Origin of the sequence: Sinimarinibacterium thermocellulolyticum, from assembly GCF_040327995.1 — a bacterium.
Classification (GTDB): Bacteria; Pseudomonadota; Gammaproteobacteria; order Nevskiales; family Nevskiaceae; genus Solimonas; species Solimonas thermocellulolyticum.
This window is the reverse complement of sequence record NZ_JBEPIJ010000009.1, coordinates 95,428-117,306: the sequence shown is the minus strand read 5'-3', so window position 1 is coordinate 117,306 and position 21,879 is coordinate 95,428. Positions and strand designations below refer to the sequence as shown.

20 protein-coding genes and 1 tRNA gene are annotated in these 21,879 nt (G+C 66.6%); 10 read left to right on the top strand and 11 right to left on the bottom strand.

What is annotated here, in order from left to right; translation table 11 throughout:
• Window positions 1-70: 70 nt before the first annotated feature.
• From ABSH63_RS09645 to ABSH63_RS09630, 4 genes are read right to left on the bottom strand one after another with little or no spacing between them, the layout of a single operon-like run.
• Entirely contained in the window at window positions 71-475 is a 405-nt protein-coding gene (locus ABSH63_RS09645; protein ID WP_352889350.1) for a PspC domain-containing protein, read from the bottom strand.
• Window positions 462-701, bottom strand: a complete 240-nt coding sequence (gene pspB / locus ABSH63_RS09640; RefSeq protein ID WP_352889348.1) for an envelope stress response membrane protein PspB — start codon at window positions 699-701, stop codon at window positions 462-464. Before pspB ends, ABSH63_RS09645 begins: the two co-directional genes overlap by 14 nt.
• A 44-nt stretch (window positions 702-745) precedes the next feature.
• Window positions 746-1,438, bottom strand: a complete 693-nt coding sequence (pspA, locus tag ABSH63_RS09635; RefSeq protein WP_352889346.1) for a phage shock protein PspA — start codon at window positions 1,436-1,438, stop codon at window positions 746-748.
• Between the two features lie 46 nt (window positions 1,439-1,484).
• Window positions 1,485-1,754 carry a hypothetical protein gene (locus ABSH63_RS09630; RefSeq protein WP_352889344.1) on the bottom strand — a complete coding sequence of 90 codons (270 nt, stop codon included), beginning with the start codon at window positions 1,752-1,754 and terminating at the stop codon, window positions 1,485-1,487.
• 191 nt (window positions 1,755-1,945) lie between these two features.
• Here ABSH63_RS09630 and pspF point away from each other — a divergent pair, with 191 nt between their 5' ends.
• A complete protein-coding gene (pspF, locus tag ABSH63_RS09625; RefSeq protein WP_352889342.1) occupies window positions 1,946-3,001 on the top strand; it encodes a phage shock protein operon transcriptional activator in 1,056 nt (351 codons plus the stop codon).
• 8 nt (window positions 3,002-3,009) lie between these two features.
• Here the strand turns inward: pspF and ABSH63_RS09620 are convergent, their stop codons facing one another.
• Complete coding sequence (locus tag ABSH63_RS09620; RefSeq protein ID WP_352889340.1) at window positions 3,010-6,126, bottom strand: efflux RND transporter permease subunit; 3,117 nt, start codon at window positions 6,124-6,126, stop codon at window positions 3,010-3,012.
• Between the two features lie 84 nt (window positions 6,127-6,210).
• Window positions 6,211-6,300, bottom strand: a tRNA-Ser gene (locus ABSH63_RS09615).
• 250 nt (window positions 6,301-6,550) lie between these two features.
• On the opposite strand from ABSH63_RS09615, the gene ABSH63_RS09610 reads away from it, so the two are divergent.
• Window positions 6,551-7,564, top strand: a complete 1,014-nt coding sequence (locus ABSH63_RS09610) for a class I fructose-bisphosphate aldolase (protein WP_352889338.1) — start codon at window positions 6,551-6,553, stop codon at window positions 7,562-7,564.
• 59 nt (window positions 7,565-7,623) lie between these two features.
• On the opposite strand, the gene ABSH63_RS09605 is transcribed toward ABSH63_RS09610, so the two are convergent.
• From ABSH63_RS09605 to map, 5 genes are all read right to left on the bottom strand, one after another.
• Window positions 7,624-8,619 carry a YheT family hydrolase gene (locus tag ABSH63_RS09605; protein ID WP_352889336.1) on the bottom strand — a complete coding sequence of 332 codons (996 nt, stop codon included), beginning with the start codon at window positions 8,617-8,619 and terminating at the stop codon, window positions 7,624-7,626.
• Window positions 8,616-9,785, bottom strand: a complete 1,170-nt coding sequence (dapE, locus tag ABSH63_RS09600) for a succinyl-diaminopimelate desuccinylase (RefSeq protein WP_352889334.1) — start codon at window positions 9,783-9,785, stop codon at window positions 8,616-8,618. Before dapE ends, ABSH63_RS09605 begins: the two co-directional genes overlap by 4 nt.
• Entirely contained in the window at window positions 9,763-10,575 is an 813-nt protein-coding gene (gene dapD, locus ABSH63_RS09595) for a 2,3,4,5-tetrahydropyridine-2,6-dicarboxylate N-succinyltransferase (RefSeq protein WP_352889332.1), read from the bottom strand. Before dapD ends, dapE begins: the two co-directional genes overlap by 23 nt.
• 105 nt (window positions 10,576-10,680) lie before the next feature.
• Window positions 10,681-13,365 (bottom strand): [protein-PII] uridylyltransferase, encoded by a 2,685-nt coding sequence (glnD, locus tag ABSH63_RS09590; RefSeq protein WP_352889330.1) that lies wholly within the window; start codon window positions 13,363-13,365, stop codon window positions 10,681-10,683.
• Entirely contained in the window at window positions 13,365-14,144 is a 780-nt protein-coding gene (gene map / locus ABSH63_RS09585; protein ID WP_352889328.1) for a type I methionyl aminopeptidase, read from the bottom strand. The genes glnD and map overlap by 1 nt, the downstream gene beginning before the upstream one ends.
• 188 nt (window positions 14,145-14,332) lie before the next feature.
• Here map and rpsB point away from each other — a divergent pair, with 188 nt between their 5' ends.
• The 8 genes from rpsB to rseP all read left to right on the top strand — a co-directional run bounded on the left by rpsB (window position 14,333) and on the right by rseP (window position 21,863).
• Window positions 14,333-15,154 carry a 30S ribosomal protein S2 gene (gene rpsB, locus ABSH63_RS09580; RefSeq protein WP_352889326.1) on the top strand — a complete coding sequence of 274 codons (822 nt, stop codon included), beginning with the start codon at window positions 14,333-14,335 and terminating at the stop codon, window positions 15,152-15,154.
• Between the two features lie 4 nt (window positions 15,155-15,158).
• The gene (gene tsf / locus ABSH63_RS09575; RefSeq protein ID WP_352889324.1) at window positions 15,159-16,208 is read left to right on the top strand and encodes a translation elongation factor Ts; all 1,050 of its coding nucleotides are present in this window, start codon (window positions 15,159-15,161) and stop codon (window positions 16,206-16,208) included.
• Between the two features lie 114 nt (window positions 16,209-16,322).
• Window positions 16,323-17,045: a UMP kinase gene (gene pyrH, locus ABSH63_RS09570; protein ID WP_352889322.1), complete on the top strand. Its 723-nt coding sequence runs from the start codon at window positions 16,323-16,325 to the stop codon at window positions 17,043-17,045.
• Window positions 17,046-17,105: 60 nt separating this feature from the next.
• The gene (frr, locus tag ABSH63_RS09565) at window positions 17,106-17,669 is read left to right on the top strand and encodes a ribosome recycling factor (protein WP_352889320.1); all 564 of its coding nucleotides are present in this window, start codon (window positions 17,106-17,108) and stop codon (window positions 17,667-17,669) included.
• A gap of 17 nt (window positions 17,670-17,686) precedes the next feature.
• Window positions 17,687-18,406 (top strand): polyprenyl diphosphate synthase, encoded by a 720-nt coding sequence (gene uppS / locus ABSH63_RS09560; protein ID WP_352889318.1) that lies wholly within the window; start codon window positions 17,687-17,689, stop codon window positions 18,404-18,406.
• A 106-nt stretch (window positions 18,407-18,512) separates the two neighbouring features.
• Entirely contained in the window at window positions 18,513-19,334 is an 822-nt protein-coding gene (locus tag ABSH63_RS09555) for a phosphatidate cytidylyltransferase (protein ID WP_352889316.1), read from the top strand.
• Window positions 19,334-20,515, top strand: a complete 1,182-nt coding sequence (gene ispC, locus ABSH63_RS09550) for a 1-deoxy-D-xylulose-5-phosphate reductoisomerase (RefSeq protein ID WP_352889314.1) — start codon at window positions 19,334-19,336, stop codon at window positions 20,513-20,515. The genes ABSH63_RS09555 and ispC overlap by 1 nt, the downstream gene beginning before the upstream one ends.
• Window positions 20,508-21,863 (top strand): RIP metalloprotease RseP, encoded by a 1,356-nt coding sequence (gene rseP / locus ABSH63_RS09545; RefSeq protein ID WP_352889312.1) that lies wholly within the window; start codon window positions 20,508-20,510, stop codon window positions 21,861-21,863. The genes ispC and rseP overlap by 8 nt, the downstream gene beginning before the upstream one ends.
• The last annotated feature ends 16 nt before the right edge of the window (window positions 21,864-21,879 follow it).

The window sequence follows — 21,879 nt, the reverse complement described above, 5'->3', positions numbered from 1 at the left end:
GAGCTGGCGGGCGGAGCCTACATTGTGAACGATCCGCCGCCGTGTCGTGGCCGACTGCCTCTGCGTCCGCTCAGCCTTCGAGCTTTTTCAGTTCGCGGCGCAGCTCGAACTCGTCGCTGGTGACGCAGGCTTCCATGTTGCGCAGGCGCTCCTCCAGGCGGCGCAAGCGCAGACGCAGCTCCGCCGGTGTCGGCGCGGCCTGCCCCGGCGTCGATGCCGCGTGGCCGCCGACATCGCCGCGATGTGGCGGGGGCGCGTCCTCGTCCATCAGATACCAGAGCGCCAGATAGATCACGCCGACCGGGAAGAAGCCGCTGATGATGAAGGCGGCGACGAACACCAGCCGGATCAGCTTGACGTTCCAGTCGAAGAACTCGGCAAGCCCGGCGCAGACGCCGGCGACCCAGCCGCGTTTCGGGTGGCGGCGCAGGCGATCGAAGAAGCCGGCCTCGCGGGCGCGGTCACGAATGCTCATGGTATTTCTTCCTCCAGCCGGGCGATTCGGCATCGAGGATCTGTTCGAGCGCATCGATGCGCCGTTCCATCTTCTCGGCCAGCGCCAACAGTTCGGCCGTACTGGTCCCGGCGCGCGCGGCGTCGTCCGCCTGCCAACGTCGCCTACGGTCGGCAAAGTACATCGCCATCCCCGGCAGGATCACGAAGATGCAGATGATCGCGACCAGTGGAATGAGTTCGGCCATATCGATTACCGGCTCCCATGCTCAGCGGCGCAGCGACGGCGGAATCAGCGCTTGGCGGAATCGTCGGCGGACGGCGCATCGCCCTTGCCAAACTTCGAGCGCAATTTTGCCAGTTCGGCCTCGACCTTGTCGTCGGATTCCAGTTGCGCGAACTCATCGGCGAGCGAGCGGGTGCCGAGCTCGTAGGCTTCCAGTTCCGCCTCCATGCGGTCGATCTTGCCCTCGTACTGCTCCATGCGCGCCATCGCGTCCGCCATCTTGCTGTCGTTGATTCTCGTCTTGACCTTCAGCCGCGATGACACCGACTGCTGGCGCAGCATGATCGACTTCTGACGCTGGCGCGCATCGGCGAGCTTGGCCTTGAGCTTGGCCGTGTCGTCGTCGAGCTTGACGATCTCGTCGTGGACGTGACTCAGCTCTTTTTCGACGGCCGCCCTGTGGTCGACGAGGCGCTGGCGGGCGGTCAGCGCGCCGCGCGCGAGATCCTCGCGGTCCTTGCTCATGGCCAGCTCGGCCTTGCGTTCCCAGTCCTGGATGTCGGCATCCAGTTGCGTGATCTGCCGTTGCAGTTCCTTCTTGCGCGCCAGCGAACGCACGGCGGTGGACCGTACTTCGACCAGCGTGTCCTCCATCTCCTGGATGATCAGCCGGACCATCTTCTCCGGATCCTCGGCCTTGTCGAGCATGGCGTGGATGTTGGAGTTGATGACGTCGGTGAGTCGCGAAAAGATGCCCATGGGGTTGTCCTCGGTGAAGCTCCAAAACTTGCGTCGCGGTTCGTGCTCAGGCGGCGCGCCCGCTCGGATCCGCAGCCGACGCGTCGACCAGGTTCCGTGAGTCTGGCTTGAACCGTTGCCGGATCTGTTGTCGGATGTGCTCGCGCAGTTCGTTGCGGATCTGCTGCAGCGCAGCGTTGCCCTGGGCGGCGATGGCCGACCCGACGCCGGTGGCCGGGCGCGGTGCCGGTTCATCGGCGCTGGCGCCGCCGCTTTGGCCCAGCAGCAGGCCGGCGAGGGCAAGGGCAGGCAGGATATGACGGTGACGGATGTTCATGGCGGTGGCGCTCCGCGGCGTGGTGCGTGGGTGGCCTCGATGACGCCAAGCCTGTGCCAACTCCGGATGTGTCGATTAAATCATTGATTCATAATTAAAAACGCCTTCGAGATCGGCTCGGCGGCGAAGCGAGAAACGGCCTTGGCGGTCAACGAGTGGCGAACTTCGCCACCATCTAGCAGAATCTGGCAATGGATTACCGCGCCAGCCCCGATCCCATCATCGGCCAGGCCGACAACTTCCTCGCCGTGCTCGAGCGCGTGTCGCGCGTCGCGCCGCTGTCCAAACCGGTGCTGATCATCGGCGAGCGCGGCTCGGGCAAGGAGCTGATCGGCGCGCGTCTGCATTACCTGTCCGAGCGCTGGGCGCGCCCCTACGTTAAGTTCAATTGCGCCGCGCTCAACGAGGAACTGCTCGAATCGGAGCTGTTCGGTCACGTCGCCGGCGCCTACACCGGTGCGGCGCGCGCACGCACCGGGCGCTTCGAGCTCGCCCATGGCGGCACCCTGTTTCTCGATGAGCTGGCGTCGATGTCGGTGCGCCTGCAGGAGAAGCTGCTGCGCGTGGTCGAGTACGGCGAGTTCGAGCGCGTGGGTTCGAGCGAGACGATCAAGGTCGACGTGCGCCTGGTCGGCGCCGCCAACGTCGACCTGCCGGCGCTGGCGCGCAGCGGGAAGTTTCGCGAAGACCTGCTCGACCGCCTGTCCTTCGACGTGATCACCGTGCCGCCGCTGCGCGAACGCCGCGAGGACATCCTGCTGCTTGCGCAGAAGTTCGCCGAGAACATGGCGGTGGAACTCGGGCGCGAGTACTTCGCTGGCTTTGCGCCGGCGGCCCAGCGCGCGCTGCTGGCCTACGACTGGCCGGGCAACGTGCGCGAGCTGCGCAACGTGGTCGAGCGCGCGGTATATCGGCTTGACCACGCGCGCCAGGTCGTCGAGCGCATCGAGTTCGATCCGTTCGCCTCGCCGTATCGTCCGCGTGCCCCGGTGATCCCCGCCGCAAACGCAGAACCCCCAGCCCAGGCCGCGGCGCCCGCCACGGCAAAGGCACCGGCGGCGCCGCAATTACCGCTGGATCTGCAGGCCGAGGTCGCCGCCTTCGAGATGCGCTTGCTCAAACAGGCGCTCGCGGACGGACGCTACAACCAAAAGCGCGCGGCCGAGCTGCTCGGTCTGAGCTACCACCAGTTTCGCGGCATGCTGCGCAAGTACAAGCTACTCGAAGCCGGTCCGCCGCCGGCCTGAGCCGGTTTTCAGACGACGCCATCGCCGCTGGCGCGCGCCTGCGCCGCCAGTTCGGCGGCGTGGCGCTCAGGTGAGCCGGTGCGCCGACACCACAGGCCGTAGAAGGTCGGCACGATGTACAGCGTCAGCACCGTCGAGAACGCGACCCCGAAGAAGATCACGACACCGAGGATTTGCCGCGCCTCGGCACCGGCGCCGGCGGCGAGGATCAGCGGGACGGCGCCGGCAAGGGTGGACAGCGAGGTCATCAGGATCGGACGCAGGCGGATGCGGCCGGCCTCGACCAAGGCCTCGTCGAAGTTGCGGCCGGCATCGCGCAACTGGTTGGCGAACTCGACGATGAGGATGCCGTTCTTCGCCGCCAGGCCGATGAGCATGACGATGCCGATCTGCGAATAGATGTTCATCGTCATGCCCAGGCCCCAGAGCGCGGCCAGCGCGCCGAAGATCGCCAGCGGTACCGTGGTCATGATCACCAGCGGATGCACGAAGCTCTCGAACTGCGCGGACAGGGCGAGGAACACGATCAACAGCGCCATGCCGAAGGTGAACGCCACCGACGCGCTGGCATCGCGAAACTCGCGCGAATCTCCGCGATAGCCGATCTGCACGGTTTCGGGGAGCTCTTCGCGAATCACGTTCTCCAGATAGCGCAAGGCCTCGCCGAGCGTGTAACCGGGCGCAAGGTTCGCCGTCAGCGTGATCGCGCGCATGCGGTCGAGGCGGTTGTACGAGGTGGCGTCCGCGTTCTCTTCGACCCGCAGCAGGCTGGTGACTGGCACCAGCGAGCCGTCGCTGCCGGCGCGCACGTGAATCTGTTCCAGTGCCTGCGGCGAGCGACGGCCGTCCTCGGGTGATTGCAGGATCACGTCGTACTCCTCGCCGTCACGCTCGAAGCGCGTCACCCGGCGCCCGCCCATGAAGGTTTCGAGCGCCGCCGCGATGGCGTCGACGGAAACGCCCAGGTCGCCGGCGCGCTGGAGATCGATCCGCGTCTCGACCTGCGGCTTGGTCCGCTTGAAGTCGGAGTCGAGTCGCAACAGTCGCGGATTCTCGCGCCGTACCCGCGCGACGACGCGGTCGCGCCACGCTGCCAGTTCCTCATAGCTGCCGCCGCCGATCGCGATCTGCACCGGCTGGCCCTGGCCGCCGACACCAAAGCCGGTGCGCTGGAAGATCACCGCGTTCACGCCGGCGAGCTCGTCCAGCATCGGCTCGAAGTCGGCGGCGATCCGTTCGGCGCTGCGCTGGCGCTCGTTCCAGTCGGTCAGCGACACGATGAAACGCGCGGTGTTGACTTCGTCGCCGGCGCCGAAGTCCGGGATCCGAGCGAGCACGCGGGCGATCTCGCCGTCGCCGAGGCGCTCCAGCAGGCTGGCCTCGATGCGATCGACGTAGGACTGCGTGTAGCTCAGGCTCGCGCCCTCGGGCGCGTTGACGCGGATGAAGAAGCCGCCGCGATCCTCGCTGGGTGTGAACTCCCGAGGAATCAGCGCCAAAAGACCGGCGACGCCGGCACTGAGCGCGAGCAGCAGCACGACCGGTAGTGCGGGTAGCCGCAACGAGCGGCGCAGCGAGCGCTGATAGACGGCCGACAGCCACTCGAAGCCGCGGTCGAGCCGCTGCAGCAGCGTCTGGCGACTGTCCATCTTGCGCAGCAGCAGCGCGGACAGCACTGGCGAGAGGGTGAGCGCGACGATCGACGAGCAGACGACCGCGCTCGCCAGCGCCAGCGCGAACTCGCGGAACAGCCGGCCGACGTTGCCCTGCAGAAAGCCGATCGGCACGAACACCGCGCACAGCACCACCGTGGTCGCGACGATTGCGAAGCCGACCTCGCGCGCGCCGCGAAAGGCCGCGAGCAGTGGCGGCTCGCCCAGCTCGATGCGGCGGTGGATGTTTTCGACCATGACGATCGCATCGTCGACCACCAGGCCGATCGCGAGCACCAGGGCGAGCAGTGTCAGGATGTTGATCGAGAAGCCGAAGAGATACAGGAACAAAAACGAGGCGATGAGCGAGATCGGCACCGTGACGGCCGGCACCAGCGTCGCCGCCGCGCTGCCGAGGAACAGGTACAGCACCACGATGACGCTGAGCGCGGCGATGAGCAGCGTCGTCGAGACTTCGCGCAGCGACGCCGAGATGAAATCCGAGGAGTCATAGTTGAGCTGCAGGCTCATGCCCTCGGGCAGTCCATCCTGGAGCTGGGCCATGATCGCGCGCGTGTCGGCCGCGACCTGCAGCGTGTTCGCGTTCGAAGTCTTGATCACCCCGAGTCCGACGTTGGTCACGCCGTTGGCCTTGAAGCTGCCGCGCGGGTTCTCCGGGCCGAGCTCGATGCGCGCCACGTCGCCGAGCCGGATGGGGTAGGCATCCTCGCCGCGGCCGATGATCAGCGCGGCGAAGTCGTCCGCGGTCGCGAACGCGCGCGGCGTGCGCAGGCTGAACTCGCGGTCCGTCGATTCGATGCGTCCGGCGGGCCGTTCGACGTTCTGCCGCCGCAGCGCCGCTTCCACGTCCTCCACGGTCAGGCCGCGCGCGGCAAGTTGGGCCGGATCGAGCCAGACGCGCATCGCGTAGCGACGATCGCCGCCGATACGCACCTCGGAGACGCCGGACACCGCGGTGAAACGGTCGACCAGATAGCGTTGCGCGTAATCGGTCAGCGCCATTGTGTCCAGGCGGTCGCTGGACAGCACCATCCACAGGATCGGGCTGGCGTCACCGTCGGCCTTGGCCACCTGTGGCGGGTCGGCCTGATCGGGCAATTCGGCGAGCACGCGCGAGACGCGGTCACGCACGTCGTTGGCGGCAGCCTCGATGTCGCGTTCCAGGCCGAATTCGATCGTGATCTGCGAGCGGCCGTCGCTCGACGACGACGAGATCGAGCGCACGCCCTCAATGCCGGAAATCGCATCCTCGATGCGTTGCGTGATCTGGCTCTCGACGATGGCCGCCGATGCGCCGGCGTAGTCGGTGCGTACCGAGACGATCGGTGGGTCGATGTCCGGATACTCGCGCACCGAGGTGTTGGTCAGGCCAAAGACGCCGAAGACCACGAGCAGCAGATTGATCACGGTCGCAAGGACCGGACGTTTGACGGCGGTATCGGAAAGCCACACGGCAGCGGATCGCTCGACGATGCTGGAACGGCATGATACGGCGCGTCAGCGTGCAGGCCAGCCCGATCAGCCCCGAGGCGGATGTGGCGGTGGGTCAGGGATTCGAACCCTGGAAGGGGTTGCCCCCTTGCTAGTTTTCAAGACTAGTGCCTTCAACCACTCGGCCAACCCACCGGTGCAGCGACGTGTCCGGAACATGCGCTCGCGCGAGCCCGCGCAGCGGCTGGCGCAGGATGGCGCGATTGTATGCCAAAGTCGTTCATCGCCACGCGCGCATGCGGCAGATCGGGAACTGCCGCGATGCGAAGAGCCGCGGGCCGCGCAGCGCATACTCGGCTGACCGGATGCCGCCGTTGTCGGTAAAATCGCGGCGCTTTGCCGGGCGGCGCCCGGGGAAAACGACAGACGCGGAGCAGACGAGTCCATGAACGAGCAGATCTTGAACGAAACCGCCCGGGCGATGGTGGCCGAGGGCCGCGGCATTCTCGCCGCCGACGAGAGCACCGGTACGATCGAAAAACGATTCAAGAGCATCGGCGTCGAGAACACCGAACCGAATCGCCGTGCGTATCGCGACATGCTGTTCACGACACCCGGCTTCGAGCAGTACACCAGCGGCGTGATCCTGTTCGAGGAAACCCTGTTCCAGTCGGCGCTGGACGGCACGCCGTTCCCCAAGCTGCTCGCATCCAAAGGGGTGATTCCGGGTATCAAGGTCGACAAGGGTGCCAAGCCGCTGGCCGGCGCGGCGGACGAGCTGGTCACCGAGGGACTCGACGGTTTGCGCGAGCGCCTCGTCAAGTATAAGGAGGCGGGCGCGCGCTTCGCGAAGTGGCGCGCGGTGATCACCATCGGCGACGGCATTCCGAGCGACTACTGCATCCACGCCAATGCGCACGCCCTCGCGCGCTATGCGGCGCTGTGCCAGGAGGCGGACATCGTGCCCATCGTCGAGCCCGAGGTGCTGATGGATGCGGACAACACCATCGAGGTTTGCGCGTCCGTCACCGATCGCACGCTCGAGGCGGTGTTCCACGAGCTGCATGGCCAGCGCGTGCTGCTCGAAGGCATGGTGCTCAAGCCCAACATGGTGATTTCCGGCAAGAAGTGCCCGCAGCAGGCCGACCGCGAGACGGTGGCACGGGCGACGCTGCGCGTGCTCAAGCGCCGTGTGCCGGCGGCGGTGCCGGGCATTGCCTTTTTGTCGGGCGGCCAGTCCGACGAGGATGCAACCGCGCATCTGGACATCATGAACAAGCTCGGGCCACATCCCTGGAAGCTGACGTTCTCCTATGGCCGCGCCCTGCAGGCGGCGGCGCTCAAGGCCTGGGGTGGCGGCAATGCCGATGCCGGCCGCAAGGCGCACCTGCATCGCGCGAAGATGAACGGCCTGGCCGCGCTCGGGCGCTGGGAGCCCGCGCTCGAAAAGGCGGCCTGAGTCCGACTCGGATCGACGACCGCTCGCAGCACCGGCCGCGGGCGGTTTTCGTTTGCGCGTCAGTCGTTCGTGCGTTCCAGCAGCGTGAGTACGCGGCGCTCCGCCCAACTGTCGAGACCGAGGTTCTCGATGAAGCCGCAGTGACCGCCGTGCGCGGTGACGTCGAAGGCCTCGAGCGCACCGCGTACGGCCAGTCCGCGGAAGTCGGCGAGCGGGATCACCGGATCGTCGGCGGCGGTGATGATCGCCAGCGGTGATGCCGCCTCGAGAATCTGCTCGGCGCTGAGCGTGTAGGCGGCGAGGTAAGGCTCCAATGCGCCATATTCGGTCTGCTCCTCGGCGAAGCGTGCGGTGATATCGAGCAGCCGGCGCATGCGCAGGTAGGCGTCGGCCGCCGCCGCATACTCGGGCCAGGCCGCCGCCTTCGCCATCACCGTCGCGCGCCACTTGCGCATGAAGTACCAGCGAAACATCGCCGAGCCGCCGTCGATGGCCTCGATGGTCGCGCGTGGATTGATCGCCGGACAGATGCCGATGCTCAGCCGCGGCCGCAGGCCGACCGCAGGGCCGTAGAGGCCGACGCGCAGCGCGAAATTGCCGCCGAGCGAAAAGCCGACGACGAACAAGGGTTGCGTCGGCGTCAGCGCTTGCACGGCCCGGATCGCGCCGAGCACCTCCTTGATCCGCGCCGAGTGGAACACCTCGCGGTTGAGGTGGTGGGTGCCGCCGTGGTCGCGCAGATTGAGGCGGAACACCTCGTAGCCGGCAGCGAACAGCGCGCAGGCCATCGAGTACAGATAGGTCGAGTCGTGGCAGCCCTCCCAGCCGTGGATCAGTACGACCAGGCCGCGGGGTTCGCAGGACGCTTGGTGCGACAGCCAGCCGGTCAGGCGTACGCCGTCGCCGGCGTCGAGCACGTGGTGGGTGGCGAGTGCTTCCATGCGATTGCCGCGGCGCAACCACTTGCGTCGCCGCGGGCTCTTGGTCGCCAGCACCGACTGGATCTGCGCGTGGCGGATCGGCCGTGTCGGCGCAAAGTCGGTGACGTTGATCACAGCAAGCGGTCGATGATGCCTTCGTAGATGGCCGACAGCCGCGGCAGGTCGGCGACGTTTACGTGCTCGTCGATCTTGTGGATGCTGTCGTTGACCGGACCGATCTCGACCACCTGCGCACCCCATGGCGCGATGAAGCGGCCGTCCGAGGTGCCACCGCCGGTGAACAGTTGCGGGTCTAGGCCGGTGACGTCGCGCACGGCCGCTCGTGCGGCCTCGATCAGCGCACCGGGGGCCGTCAGATAGGGCTCGCCGCTGTGCCACCAGTCGGCCTCGACGCGCAGGCCGTGGCGGTCGAGGATGTCGCTGACGCGCGCCTTGAGGCCGTCCGCGGTGGACTCGGTGCAATAGCGAAAGTTGAAAACCAGGTCCGCCTGACCGGGAATCACGTTGTTGGCGCCGGTGCCGGCATGGAGGTTCGAGATCTGGAACGAGGTGGGCGGGAAATGGGCGTTGCCCTCGTCCCAGCGCGTCGCGACCAGCTCGGCGAGCGCCGGCGCGAGTCGGTGCAGTGGGTTGTCGGCTTTCTCTGGGTAGGCGACGTGCCCCTGCTTGCCGAGCACTCGCAGGTTGCAGCCGAGCGAACCGCGCCGGCCGACGATGATGCGATCGCCGAGCCGCTGCGACGCCGTTGCCTCGCCGACGATGGCGTAGTCCGGCCGGATGCCGCGCGATTGCAGCACCGCGACCGCATGGCGGGTGCCGTAGCGTGCCGCGCCTTCCTCGTCGCTGGTGATCAGATAGGCGAGGGTGCCCGTGAGGCGACGCCGCGCGAGCAGACGCTCGGTCGCACAGACCATCGCCGCGAGTCCGGATTTCATGTCGGCGGCACCACGCCCGTAGAGCACGCCGTCGCGGATCGTCGGCTCGAAGGGATCGCAAGTCCACAGCTCGCGCGGCCCGGTCGGTACCACGTCGGTGTGCCCGGCGAGAACCAGCAGCGGGCCGCCGTTGCCGAGCGTGGCCCACAGATTGGTGACGCCGCCGGCGTCGATGTACTCGATGGCAAAGCCGAGCGCGCGCAGCCGATCGGCGATCAGCGCGCAGCAGCCGGCATCGTCCGGTGTCAGCGAGCGTCGCGCGATCAGCGCGCGGGTCAGGTCGAGAACGGCGCAGTCCGTCTCAGATCTCACGTCCGACGTCTCACGAGTCGCGCAGCAAGGCATTGATGCCGACCTTTTTGCGCGTCTGCGCGTCGACGCGCTTGACGATGACCGCGCAATTGAGGTTGTAGCGCTCGTTCTTGGGCAGCGATCCGGCGACGACGACGCTGCCGGCCGGCACGCGACCGTAGAGCACCCGGTCCGCCTCGCGGTCGTAGATCGGTGTCGACTGGCCGATGAACACACCCATCGAGATGACCGCGCCCTTCTCGACGACCACGCCCTCGACGATTTCCGAGCGCGCGCCGATGAAGCAGTCGTCTTCGATGATCGTCGGGCTGGCCTGCAAGGGTTCGAGAACGCCACCGATGCCGACGCCGCCGGATAGATGGCAGTTGGCGCCGATCTGTGCGCAGGAGCCGACCGTGGCCCAGGTATCGACCATGGTGCCGCTGCCGACATACGCACCGATGTTGACGTAGGACGGCATCAGGATCGCGCCCGGGGCGATGTACGCGCCTTTGCGCACCGCCGCCGGCGGTACCACGCGCGCGCCCTGCGCCTTGAACTCGGCGTCGGTCCAGCCAGCGAACTTGAGCGGCACCTTGTCGTAGCCGATGAGGCCACCCAACTCGATCCTGGCGTTGTCGTGCAGGCGAAAGTACAGCAGCACCGCCTTCTTCAGCCATTCGTTGACCTGCCAGCCGCCGGGCGTCGGTTCGGCGACGCGCGCCTGGCCGCTGTCGAGCAGGCCGATGGCGGTTTCGACCGCTTCGCGCAGCGCGGCATCGCCGTGGTCGAGATGCTCGCGTGCATCCCACGCGGTTTCGATTCGGATCTTCAGTTCTTGCACGGTCCAGGATCTCCGCAAGTGCGCAAACGAATGTCAGTCGATGCCGGGGGAACCGATCTGCATACGTTCGCGACGGGTCACAGTCTATTCGCGGGCCGATGCCGATCAGGCCGCCTCGCGGCGGTCCAGGGTGCGGATCAGCACTTCGCGCAGTTCGTCGAGGACTTTTTCGTCGGTGATCGGTCGGTGCATGCGATCGGTGATGTAGAACACGTCCTCGGCACGCTCGCCGATGGTGGCGACCTTGGCAGCGTTGAGCAGGATGCCGCGCCGCTGGAACACACGGCCGATGAGCGACAGCAGGCCGGGCTGGTCTGCGGTGACCAGCTCCAGCACGGTGCGCCGGCGCGCCGGGTCTTGGCTGAAATAGACCTGCGTCGGCGTGTCGAAATGCTTGAGCCGCTGCGGCATGCGACGGTTGACGTCGATGGTCGAGACCTCCGGATCGCTGAGCACCTTGCGCAGCGCCGCGCGGATCTCTTCCTTGCGCATGGTCGACGTGATCGGCGCATTGTCGTTTTCGATGACCACGTAGGAGTCGAGCACGAAACCGTCGTCGGTCGTGTGCAGGCGTGCGTCGAGAATGTTCAGGCCCAGGCGCGCCAGAACCCCGGTGGTCAGGCCGAAGAGATGGTCGCGATCGCGCGTGTAGACGAAGACGGTGGTGCCGCGATCGTCGATGGTGTCCACCATCACCAGCGGCAGCTCGGCTTCCTGCACACGGGCGATCGCCGGCAACTGCCAGACCAGTTCCGCCGGCGTGTGGCGCAGAAAGTAGTCGCGGTCGAAGCGCTTCCAGACCGCCTCGGCGACATCGGCGGAGATGGTCTGATCGGCGAGCAAGGCCAGTGCCTGCGCACGCGCCTGTTCGGCGCGTTCGCGCTCCAGAGAGCCCTGGTCGATACTGCCTTCGAGCAAGCGCGCGCTCTGGCGGTACAAGTCCTTGAGCAAGGATTCACGCCAGGAGTTCCACAGCGCCGGATTGGTGCCGCGGATGTCGGCACAGGTCAGCAGAAAGAGGTAGTCGAGGCGGGTGCGGTCGCCGACCTTGCGCGCGAACTCGGCGATCACGCGCGCATCGCTCAGGTCCTGCTTCTGCGCCGTCAGCGACATCAGCAGATGGTGCTCCACGAGCCAGGCGACCAGGCTGGCGTCCGCATGCGACAGACCGTGCGCCAGACAAAAGGCCTGCGCTTCCTCGGCCCCGATCTGTGAGTGATCCCCACCGCGGCCTTTGGCCATGTCGTGCCAGAACGCCGCCAGGTAGAGCAGCTCCGGCTTGGCGAGACGTTCCATCACCTCGCTGCAGTACGGCAGCTCGTGACGAAAGCGCTGCATCGCGAAGCGACGCGCGTTGCGCAGCACGTACAGGATGTGCTCGTCGACCGTGAGCGTATGGAACAGGTCGTACTGCATCAGGCCGACGATGCGACCGAACTCCGGCACGTAGCGGCCGAGCACGCCGTAACGGTTCATGCGCCGTAGGCTGCGGGTCAGCCCGCGGCCCTCGCGGAACATCGCCATGAACAGCGCGCGTGCCTTGACCGAGTTGCGCACTTCGTCGGTGAGCAGACGTCCGTCGCGTAGGATCATGCGCAATGTCTGTGCGCGTATGCCCTCGATGCGCGGGTGTTGTTGCAGCAGGAGGAAAACTTCGAGCAGCGCCCAGGGCGTGCGCCGGAACACCTCGTCGTCGCGGGTCTCCAGGTAACCGTTTCGGATCTGGAAGCGCGCGTTGATCGCCTCGGGCTCGGCGGCGGCCCGGTCGGCGTGCACGATCGCCTCCTCGAACAGCTGTAACAGCATGTCGTTCAGGCACGACAAGGTCTTGATCGTGCGGTAATAGAGCTGCATGAACTGCTCGACGGCCTTGTTGGCGTCGGTGTCCACGTAGCCGAAAAGCTGCGCGATCTTGAGCTGGCTGTCGAACAGCAGACGGTCCTCGCGGCGGCCGCTGATCATGTGCAGCGCGAAGCGCACGCGCCAGAGAAAGTCCTGGCCGGCGAACAACTCGTCGCATTCCTGCTTGGTCAGAAAGCCGCGCTCGCGCAGCTCCGACAAGGTCTGGGCATTGAAATGGCGCTTGGCGACCCAGGCGATGGTATGGATGTCGCGCAGGCCGCCCGGACTTTCCTTGACGTTGGGTTCGAGCTTGTAGCCGGTGTCGTCGAACTTGCGGTAGCGCGCCGCCTGCTCGGCTTTCTTGGCCTCGAAGAAGGCCGTGACCGGCCATAGCTTGTCGGGGGTGAGCGCCTGCTGCATCTGCCGGAACAGGTCGCCGTCTCCGGTCAAAAGGCGCGCTTCGAGCAGGTTGGTGATGACGGTGATGTCCTTGGCCGCCTCGGCGACGCAGTCCTCGACGGTGCGCGCGCTCTGACCGATCTCAAGGCCGATGTCCCAGCCGAAGGCGGTCAAGTGTTCGAGCGCTTTTCGATGCTGTTCCAGCGCATCGCCGCGGTGCAACAGCAGGATGTCGATGTCCGAGTGCGGCAGCAGTTCGCCGCGGCCGTAACCGCCGACCGCGACCAGCGCGAGTCCCCCGGTGATCTCCGGCAAGAACTTCTGCCAGGCGGCGCGCAATACTTCGTCGACCAGGTGGGCGCGTGCGTGCACCAGCGAATCCGCCGGGACCCCGTCGTGAAACAGGGCGTACAAGCGTTCACGGCCCCAGTTCAGGGTCTCGCGGAACGCGGCGATCGAGTAACCGCCCTTGGCCAGCCGCGAACGGATGCGCGGCGCGCTGAAGATGGTCGCCGCTTCTTCCTCGGCGAGGTCGATTTCGGCGCCCATCACATCTCGCCGTCGCGCAGTGTCAGCACTTCGTATCCGGTTTCGGTGACGAGCACGGTGTGCTCCCACTGCGCGGACAGCGAGTGGTCCTTGGTCACGACGGTCCAGCCGTCGGGGAGCAGTTTCACGTGAGGCGCTCCGGCGTTGACCATGGGTTCGATCGTGAAGGTCATGCCGGGTTGCAATTCAAGACCCGTGCCAGGGCGGCCGTAGTGCAGGATCTGTGGGTCCTCGTGGAATACGCGGCCGATGCCGTGGCCACAGTATTCGCGCACGATCGAGAAACCGCGCTGTTCCGCATACCGCTGGATCGCATGGCCGATGTCGCCGAGGCGTACGCCGGGCGCCACCTTGCGGATGCCCTCGATCATCGCCTCGCGCGCAGTCTCGCACAACCGCCGCGCGAGGATGCTCGGCTCGCCCACATAGAACATGCGGCTGGTATCGCCGTGGAAGCCGTCCTTGATGACAGTGACGTCGATGTTCACGACATCCCCTTTCTTCAGTACCTTGGGACCAGGAATGCCGTGGCAGACCACGTGGTTCACCGAGGTGCAGATCGATTTGGGGAAGGCGGGCCGGGTCGGGGTGGCGCCGTAGTTCAACGGCGCGGGAATGCAACCCAGTTCGCGCACGATGTAGTCGTGGCAGATGCGGTCGAGTTCCTCCGTGGTGATCCCGGCGCGCACGTGCGGCGCGATCATCATCAGCACCCGTGCCGCCGCTGCGCCAGCCTCGCGCATCTTCTGCTGTTCTTCGGCCGTCTTGATCGTGATCACGTCGTTTCTGCCGAAGCAGCGAAAAGCATTGTTTGCCAACGTTGTTTGCGAGGGGGCGCTATGGTATAAAGCGCGCCCTTCAAAGGCAATGCGGCCGCGCCGCAGGCCCTTGAAAATCCATCCGCGTCCTTACCTGGGTGAACTCGACTCGGACGCGGTCTGCCCTCAACCCAAGGAGCTTCATCACCATGGCGAACGTCACCATGCGCCAGTTGCTGGAAGCGGGTGTCCATTTCGGACACCGCACCCGCTACTGGAACCCGAAGATGCGCGAATTCATCTTCGGCGACCGCAATCGCATCCACATCATCAACCTCGAGCAGACTCTGCCGATGCTCAAGGACGCCTGTGCGTTCGCCGGCAAGGTCGCCGCCAGCGGCGGGCGCGTGCTCTTCGTCGGCACCAAGCGCGCAGCCCGTGACGCGATCGAGGAAGAGGCCAAGCGCTGCGGCATGCCCTACGTCAACCAGCGCTGGCTGGGCGGCACGCTGACCAACTTCAAGACCGTCAAAGGCTCGATCAAGCGACTGATCGAGATGGAAAAGCAGGTCGAGGACGGCTCGATCAACCGCCTCACCAAGAAGGAGCAGCTCAATTTTCAGCGGGAACTCGACAAGCTGCGTCGATCCCTCGGCGGCATCAAGGACATGCCGAGTCTGCCGGACTGCCTGTTCGTCATCGACACCGGCTATGAGAAGAACGCGGTGGCCGAGGCGCGCAAGCTGGGCATCCCCGTGATCGCCGTGGTCGATACCAACAACGATCCCGAGTTGGTCGATTACGTGATTCCGGGCAACGATGATGCCACCCGCGCGATCAAGGTCTACGCGCAATGTATGGCCGACGCCATCATCGAAGGGCGCGGCAGCAACACCACGGGTCGTGTCGAAGAGTTCGTCGAAGTCACCGAGGAACGCCCGGCACCGCGCAAGCCGCGCAGCGCGCCGCGCAAGCCCGGTGGTGAAGGCCGCGGCTCGCGCACGCGGCGTGGCGAACCGGCGGAGGGTTGAGACGATGGCGCAGATCACTGCCGCACTGGTCAAGGAGCTGCGGGACCGCACCGGGGCCGGCATGGGCGATTGTAAGAAGGCGCTCGAAGCCACCGGTGGCGACATCGACGCCGCGGTCGAGAAGCTGCGCATGGACGGCGCGGCCAAGGCGGACAAGAAGGCCAGCCGCACCGCGGCCGAGGGCGTGCTCGCGTTTGCCGCGGACGCCACGGCCGTCGCCGTCGTCGAACTCAACTGCGAAACCGACTTCGTCGCCAAGGGCGAGGAATTCCGCAACCTCGCCAAGCGCGCGGCCGAACTCGCCCTCAAGCACAGGCCGGCCACGGTCGAGGCGCTGGTGCAGATCGAGGACGGCAGCGAGACGCTCGACCAGACCCGTCGCGCGATGGTTGGCAAGATCGGCGAGAACATGACGATCCGCCGCTTCGAGATCGTGGCCAAGGCCGGCGGTCCGCTGGTGACCTATATGCACCCGGGCGACAAGATCGGCGTGATCGTGTCGATGGAGGCGGGGGACGAGGTCACGGGCAAGGACGTGGCCATGCACATCGCCGCGATGAGCCCGCGCTACCTCGATGCGGCGTCGGTTCCGGCCGAGGTGATCGAGGCCGAGCGCCGCATCATCGAGGCGACCGTGGCCCAGGAACAGGCCGACGCCAAGGCGGAGTCCGAGAAGCTCGCCGCGGTGCTCAAGGAAATGGAGGCCGAGAAAGCCAACGGCGTCTACGACGCCCTGACGGCCGACGACAAGAAGCGCTGGGACGAGGACTACGCGACGATCAAGAAGAAGTACGGCGGCGGCTTCAAGCCCAAGCCGGCCGAGATCCTCGCCAAGATGATCGACGGCAAGGTCAAGAAGTTCGTGGCCGAGAGCACGCTGATGGGGCAGGCGTTCGTCAAGAACCCGGATCAGACCGTCGAGCAGATGCTCAAGGACAAGGGCGCCAAGGTCGCACGCTTCGTGCGCTTTTGCGTCGGCGAGGGTATCGAAAGGCAGCAAACCGACTTCGCCGCCGAGGTCATGGCACAGGCGGGCATCAAGGCCGCGACTTGAGGCGCGTTCCGCGCTACCATTGCGGCGGACGAGGTGAGGGCCCCGGTTCACGGGGCCTTCTTGTATGACAAGCTCGTATCCAAGACCCAAACGGCGAAAGACCATCCAGTCCCCATGAGCGGCAAGCCCGTATTCCAGAGAATCCTGCTCAAGCTCTCGGGCGAGGCGCTGATGGGGCCGCTCGCCTTCGGCATCTCGCCGGACGTCATGGGCTTTCTCGCGCACGAGATCAAGGGTGTGGTCGAATCCGGCGTGCAGGTGGCGCTGGTCGTCGGCGGCGGCAACATCTTTCGCGGTGAGGGTCTGGCGCACGCCGGTATGGACCGGGTCACCGGCGATCACATGGGTATGTTGGCGACGGTGATCAACGCGCTGGCGCTGCAGGACGCGATCGAGCGGGTCGGGGTGCCCGTCCGGGTACAGTCCGCGCTGCGCATCAACGAGGTCTGCGAGGACTATATCCGCCGCAAGGCGGTGCGGCATCTGGAGAAGGGGCGTGTCGTGATCTTCTCGGCCGGTACCGGCAATCCGTTCTTCACCACCGACTCGGCGGCGGCGTTGCGCGCGATCGAGATCAACGCCGACCTGATGCTCAAGGCGACCAAGGTCGACGGCATCTACACCGCCGACCCCAAGAAGCACGCCGACGCCCGCAAATACGAGCAACTCACGTACGACGAGGCTTTGTCCAGGCGCCTGGGCGTGATGGACCAGACGGCGATGGTGCTGTGCCGCGATCACGGCGTGCACCTGTGCGTCTACGACATGGAGCGGCCGAAGGCGCTGCAGGCGATCGTCTGCGGGGATGCGACCATCGGCACACACGTACGTAGTTGAAGTCTGTCACCGACGCGGCCATCTGTGGTCGCGCCTTCGAGAACCAGCGAGAGTCCAGACATGAGCGACGTGAACAGTATCAAGAACGACGCCACCAAGCGCATGCAAAAGAGTGTCGACACGCTCAAGTCCGAGCTGATGAAGCTGCGCACCGGACGCGCCAATGCCGCATTGCTAGACCATGTGCGCGTCGAGTATTACGGTTCGGAAGTGCCGATTTCTCAGGCGGCCTCGGTCACGGTCGAGGACGCACGCACGATCTCGATCACGCCCTGGGAGAAGAGCCTGGTCGGCGCGATCGAGAAGGCGATCCTGACCTCTGACCTTGGACTGACGCCGAACACCGCCGGCACCACGATCCGCATCGTCATGCCGCCGCTGACCGAGGAGCGGCGCCGTGACCTGACCAAGGTGGTGCGCAGCGAGGCCGAGAGCGCCAAAGTGGCGATCCGCAACGTGCGCCGCGACGCCAACCAGGCGATCAAAGACCTGGAAAAGGCCAAACAGATCAGCGCCGACGACGTCAAGCGCGCCGAGGCCGAGATCCAGAAGCTCACCGATCAGTTCGTCGCCAAGGTCGACGAGGTGGCTGGGGCCAAGGAGAAAGAGCTGCTGTCGATGTGAGCAGCGGCTGTACGTCCATGTCCCAGCAGCCTCCGAGCCCGCGCGATCCCGAGGTGCCGCGCCACGTCGCCGTCATCATGGACGGCAACGGCCGCTGGGCGCAGGCGCGCGGCCGCGCGCGCACCGTGGGCCATCGTGCCGGTCTGCGCGCGGCACGCAGAATCGTGCGCGCCGCCGGGCGCGCCGGCGTCGAGGTGCTGACGCTGTTCGCGTTCTCGCAGGAGAACTGGAAGCGCCCGCAGACCGAGGTCAGCCTGCTGATGCAGTTGTTCGTCAGCACGCTGTCGCGAGAGATGAATTCGCTGCACAAGAACAACATCCGCGTGCGCTTCATCGGCGAGCACGGCGATTTCGCGCCGGACCTGCGCGCCGAGATGCAGCGAGCGCAGGACCTGACTCGTGACAACGACGGGATGCACTTGCTCGTGGCCGTCGGGTACGGCGGTCAGTGGGACATCGTGCAGGCCGCCCGGCGGCTGGCCGAGCGCGGTGTCGAGATCACCGCGGAGCGACTCGAAGCCGCACTCGCGACCGAGGGCACACCGCCACCCGACTTGCTGATCCGCACCGGGGGGGAGAGCCGGATCAGCAACTTCCTGCTGTGGCAGCTCGCGTACACCGAGTTGTATTTCTCGCCGATTCTGTGGCCGGACTTCGACGACGACGCCTTTGCCGAGGCGCTGCGCTGGTATGCCGGGCGGCAGCGCCGCTTCGGCCGCGTGCCGGAAGCGGCGTGATGAAGCAGTTTCCAGCCGGTGGTTTCCGGTTTCCGGTGAAGGCGGCCAAGGTCGCTGTTTCGCTGTTGTCTGGAAACTGCGCACTGGACACTGGAAACGGCGGTTCATGCTGATTCAGCGTCTGGCCACCGCGATGGTCTTGCTGCCGGCGCTGCTGGCGCTGGTCTGGTTCGCGCCGACGCCGGTGGTGTTCGTCGTGTTCGCGCTCACTGGCACGGTGATCGCCTGGGAATGGGGCGGACTGATGCATTTGCCGGCGCCGTGGGCGCGCCGTGGCTATGCGGCACTCACCGGGGTGATCCTGGGGCTGGCATGGTTCACGCCACTGCGGGATGCCTGGCTCGCCTGGCTACTTTTGCCGGTCGCCCTATGGTGGCTGCTGGTGCCGCTGCTGTTCCGCGGCTTTCCCGGCAATCTGCAGCGCCATCCGATCGCACCACCGCTGATGGGGCTGCTCGGCCTGCTGCTGGTGGCTTCGACCATCCTGTCCCTAGCCTGGCTGCACGCCCAGCCGGACGGCGCGCTCAAGCTGCTGTACCTGCTGTTTTTGGTGTTTGCGGCCGACACCGGCGCGTTTCTGGCCGGGCGCAACTTCGGCCGGCGCAAGCTGGCGCCGATGATCTCGCCGGGAAAGACCGTCGAAGGCGCGATCGGCGGCCTTTTGTTGTGTGCCGCATGGGCGCTGACCGGCGGTGTCTACGCCTTTGGCGTCGCCGGCAGTGAGCTCGGCTGGCTGCTGGCGCTGTCGCTGCTGGTGGCGCTCGCCAGCATCGTCGGCGATCTGGTCGAGTCGATGTTCAAGCGCCTGGGCGGCATCAAGGACAGCGGCAACATCCTTCCCGGGCATGGCGGTCTGCTCGACCGCGTCGACAGCATCCTCGCGGCGGCGCCGCTGATGGTGCTCGGCTTGCAGCTCACGGGCCTGTGATGCAGCGTCTGGTGATTCTGGGGGCGACCGGCACCATCGGCCGCAACACCCTGGACGTGGTCCGTCGCAACGCGCAGCGGCTGGAGGTCTTCGGCCTAGGCGCACATCGCGATGTCGAGACCCTGTACGCGCAATGCGTCGAGTTCCGGCCGCGATACGCGGTGCTCGCCGATGCCGCCGCGGCCGCGGCGCTCGAGCGGCGTTTGCGCGCCGCCGGTGTGGACACGCAAGTCGACGCCGGTGCCGATGCACTCGCCGCGCTCGCCGCGCAGGCACAGGTCGATCAGGTGATGGCGGGCATCGTCGGCGCCGCCGGCCTTTTGCCGACGTTGGCCGCCGTGCGTGCCGGCAAGCGCGTGCTGATCGCCAACAAGGAACCGCTGGTGATGGCCGGCGCGCTGCTGCTGGCCGAGGCGCGCCGCAGCGGTGCGACGCTGATCCCGATCGACTCCGAGCACAACGCGATCTTCCAGTGTCTGCCGCCGGGCAGCCGCTGCGGACAGGCGCCGGCCGGCGTGCGCCGGCTGATCCTGACCGCCTCCGGCGGACCGTTCCGGCAGACGCCGCTGACGGAACTGGCGCGCGTCACGCCGCAGCAGGCGGTGCGTCATCCCAATTGGGTCATGGGTGCGAAGATTTCAGTCGATTCGGCGACGATGATGAACAAGGGCCTGGAGCTGATCGAGGCTTCGGTGCTCTATGCGCTGCCGGACGCGCGGCTCGACGTGGTGATCCATCCGCAGAGCACGGTGCATTCGCTGGTCGAGTACGACGACGGCTCGATGCTGGCGCAGCTCGGCGAGTCGGACATGCGCGTGCCGATCGCGCATGCGCTGGCCTGGCCCGAGCGCTGGGAGTCGGGCGTGCGTGGGCTCGATCTCGGCCGTCTCGGCAGCCTGCAGTTCGAGCCGCCGGATGCGCAGCGCTTCCCGTGCCTGAACCTCGCGCGCGCGGCGCTGCGTGCCGGCGGTGCGATGCCCAACGTATTGAACGCGGCCAACGAGATCGCGGTCGAAGCTTTCCTGAACGGGGCCTTGCCCTTTACCGGAATCGTGTCCGTGATCGAGAGAACCCTGCAGGCGGCGGTGCATCAGGTGGCGACGGCAGACGAGGATCTGGCGTCGATACTCGCAGTCGACGCGTGGGCGCGTGCGCGCGCCCGGGAGCTGATCGATGTCTGAGATGATCTGGTCGGTGGCCGGTTTTGTGGTCGCCATCGGCGTGTTGGTCGCGTTTCACGAGTTCGGTCACTACTTCGTCGCGCGTCGTTGCGGCGTCAAAGTGCTGCGCTTTTCGATCGGTTTCGGCCGGCCGCTGTGGATGCGACGCGATCGCGAAGGCGTCGAATGGACGATCTCGCTCATTCCGCTCGGCGGTTACGTGAAGATGCTCGACGAGCGCGAGCAGGACGTGGCGCCGGCCGAGCGTCACCTGGCCTTCAACAACGCCAGCGTTTGGCGGCGTATGGCCATCGTCGCCGCCGGGCCGTTGTTCAACTTTGCACTCGCGGCCGTGCTGTACTGGGCGGTGTTCGTGATCGGTGCGCCGGGCATGCGCCCGCTCGTTGCGACGCCGCCGGCGGGCAGCGTCGCCGCCGCGCTCGGCTTGCAAGGCGGCGACGAAGTGCTCGCGGTTTCCGGCGAGCCGGTCGCGACCTGGACCGAGCTACGCACTGCGCTGATCGACCGCGCGCTCGAGCGCAAGACCCCGATCCTGCGCTGGCGAACGGCGCACGGCGAGCAGCGTGAGGCGCCGCTTTCGCTCGACGCGGTGCGCATGGACCCGGAACATCTGTTCCACGACATCGGTCTTTCGCCGTACCAGCCGGCGATCCCGCCGGTGCTCGCCGAGGTGTTCCCGGGGGAAGCCGCGCACGCGGCCGGCTTTCTGCCCGGCGACGAGCTGCTGCGGCGCGACGGCGAGCCGATCGCTTCGTGGCAGCAGTGGGCGAGCTGGCTGCGCGAGCATCCGGGCGAGGTGGTGCAGATCGAGCTGCGTCGCAATGGCGAGGTGATGAGCCTGCCGTTGATCGTGGGGCGTCATGCCGAGGACGGACGCGTGATCGGCCGCTTCGGCGCTTCCGTGGCGAACCCACCGGAGTTGTGGCAGGATTTGCGCGCCGTGAGCCGGCTCGGCGCGCTCGACGCGGTGCCCGCGGCGCTCGCGCAGACGTGGCGAATGTCGTGGCTGACCTTACGCATGCTGGGGCGGATGGTGACCGGCGACGTGTCGCTGAAGAACGTCAGCGGTCCGATCCAGATCGCGCAGGTTGCCGGGTACTCGGCGCAGATCGGGCTGGTGTCCTTCCTCAGCTTCATGGCCATCGTCAGTGTCAGCCTCGGCGTGTTGAACCTGCTGCCGGTGCCGGTGCTGGATGGAGGGCATCTGCTGTACTACGCGGTCGAGGCGGTCAAGGGTTCGCCGCTGTCGCAGCGTGCGCAGGAGGCCGGTCAGCGAGTGGGGCTGACCATGCTCGTGGCGCTGATGGGACTGGCGCTCTACAACGATGTCGTGCGTCTGTTCAATTGAGCTTGCCAAGTTTTAG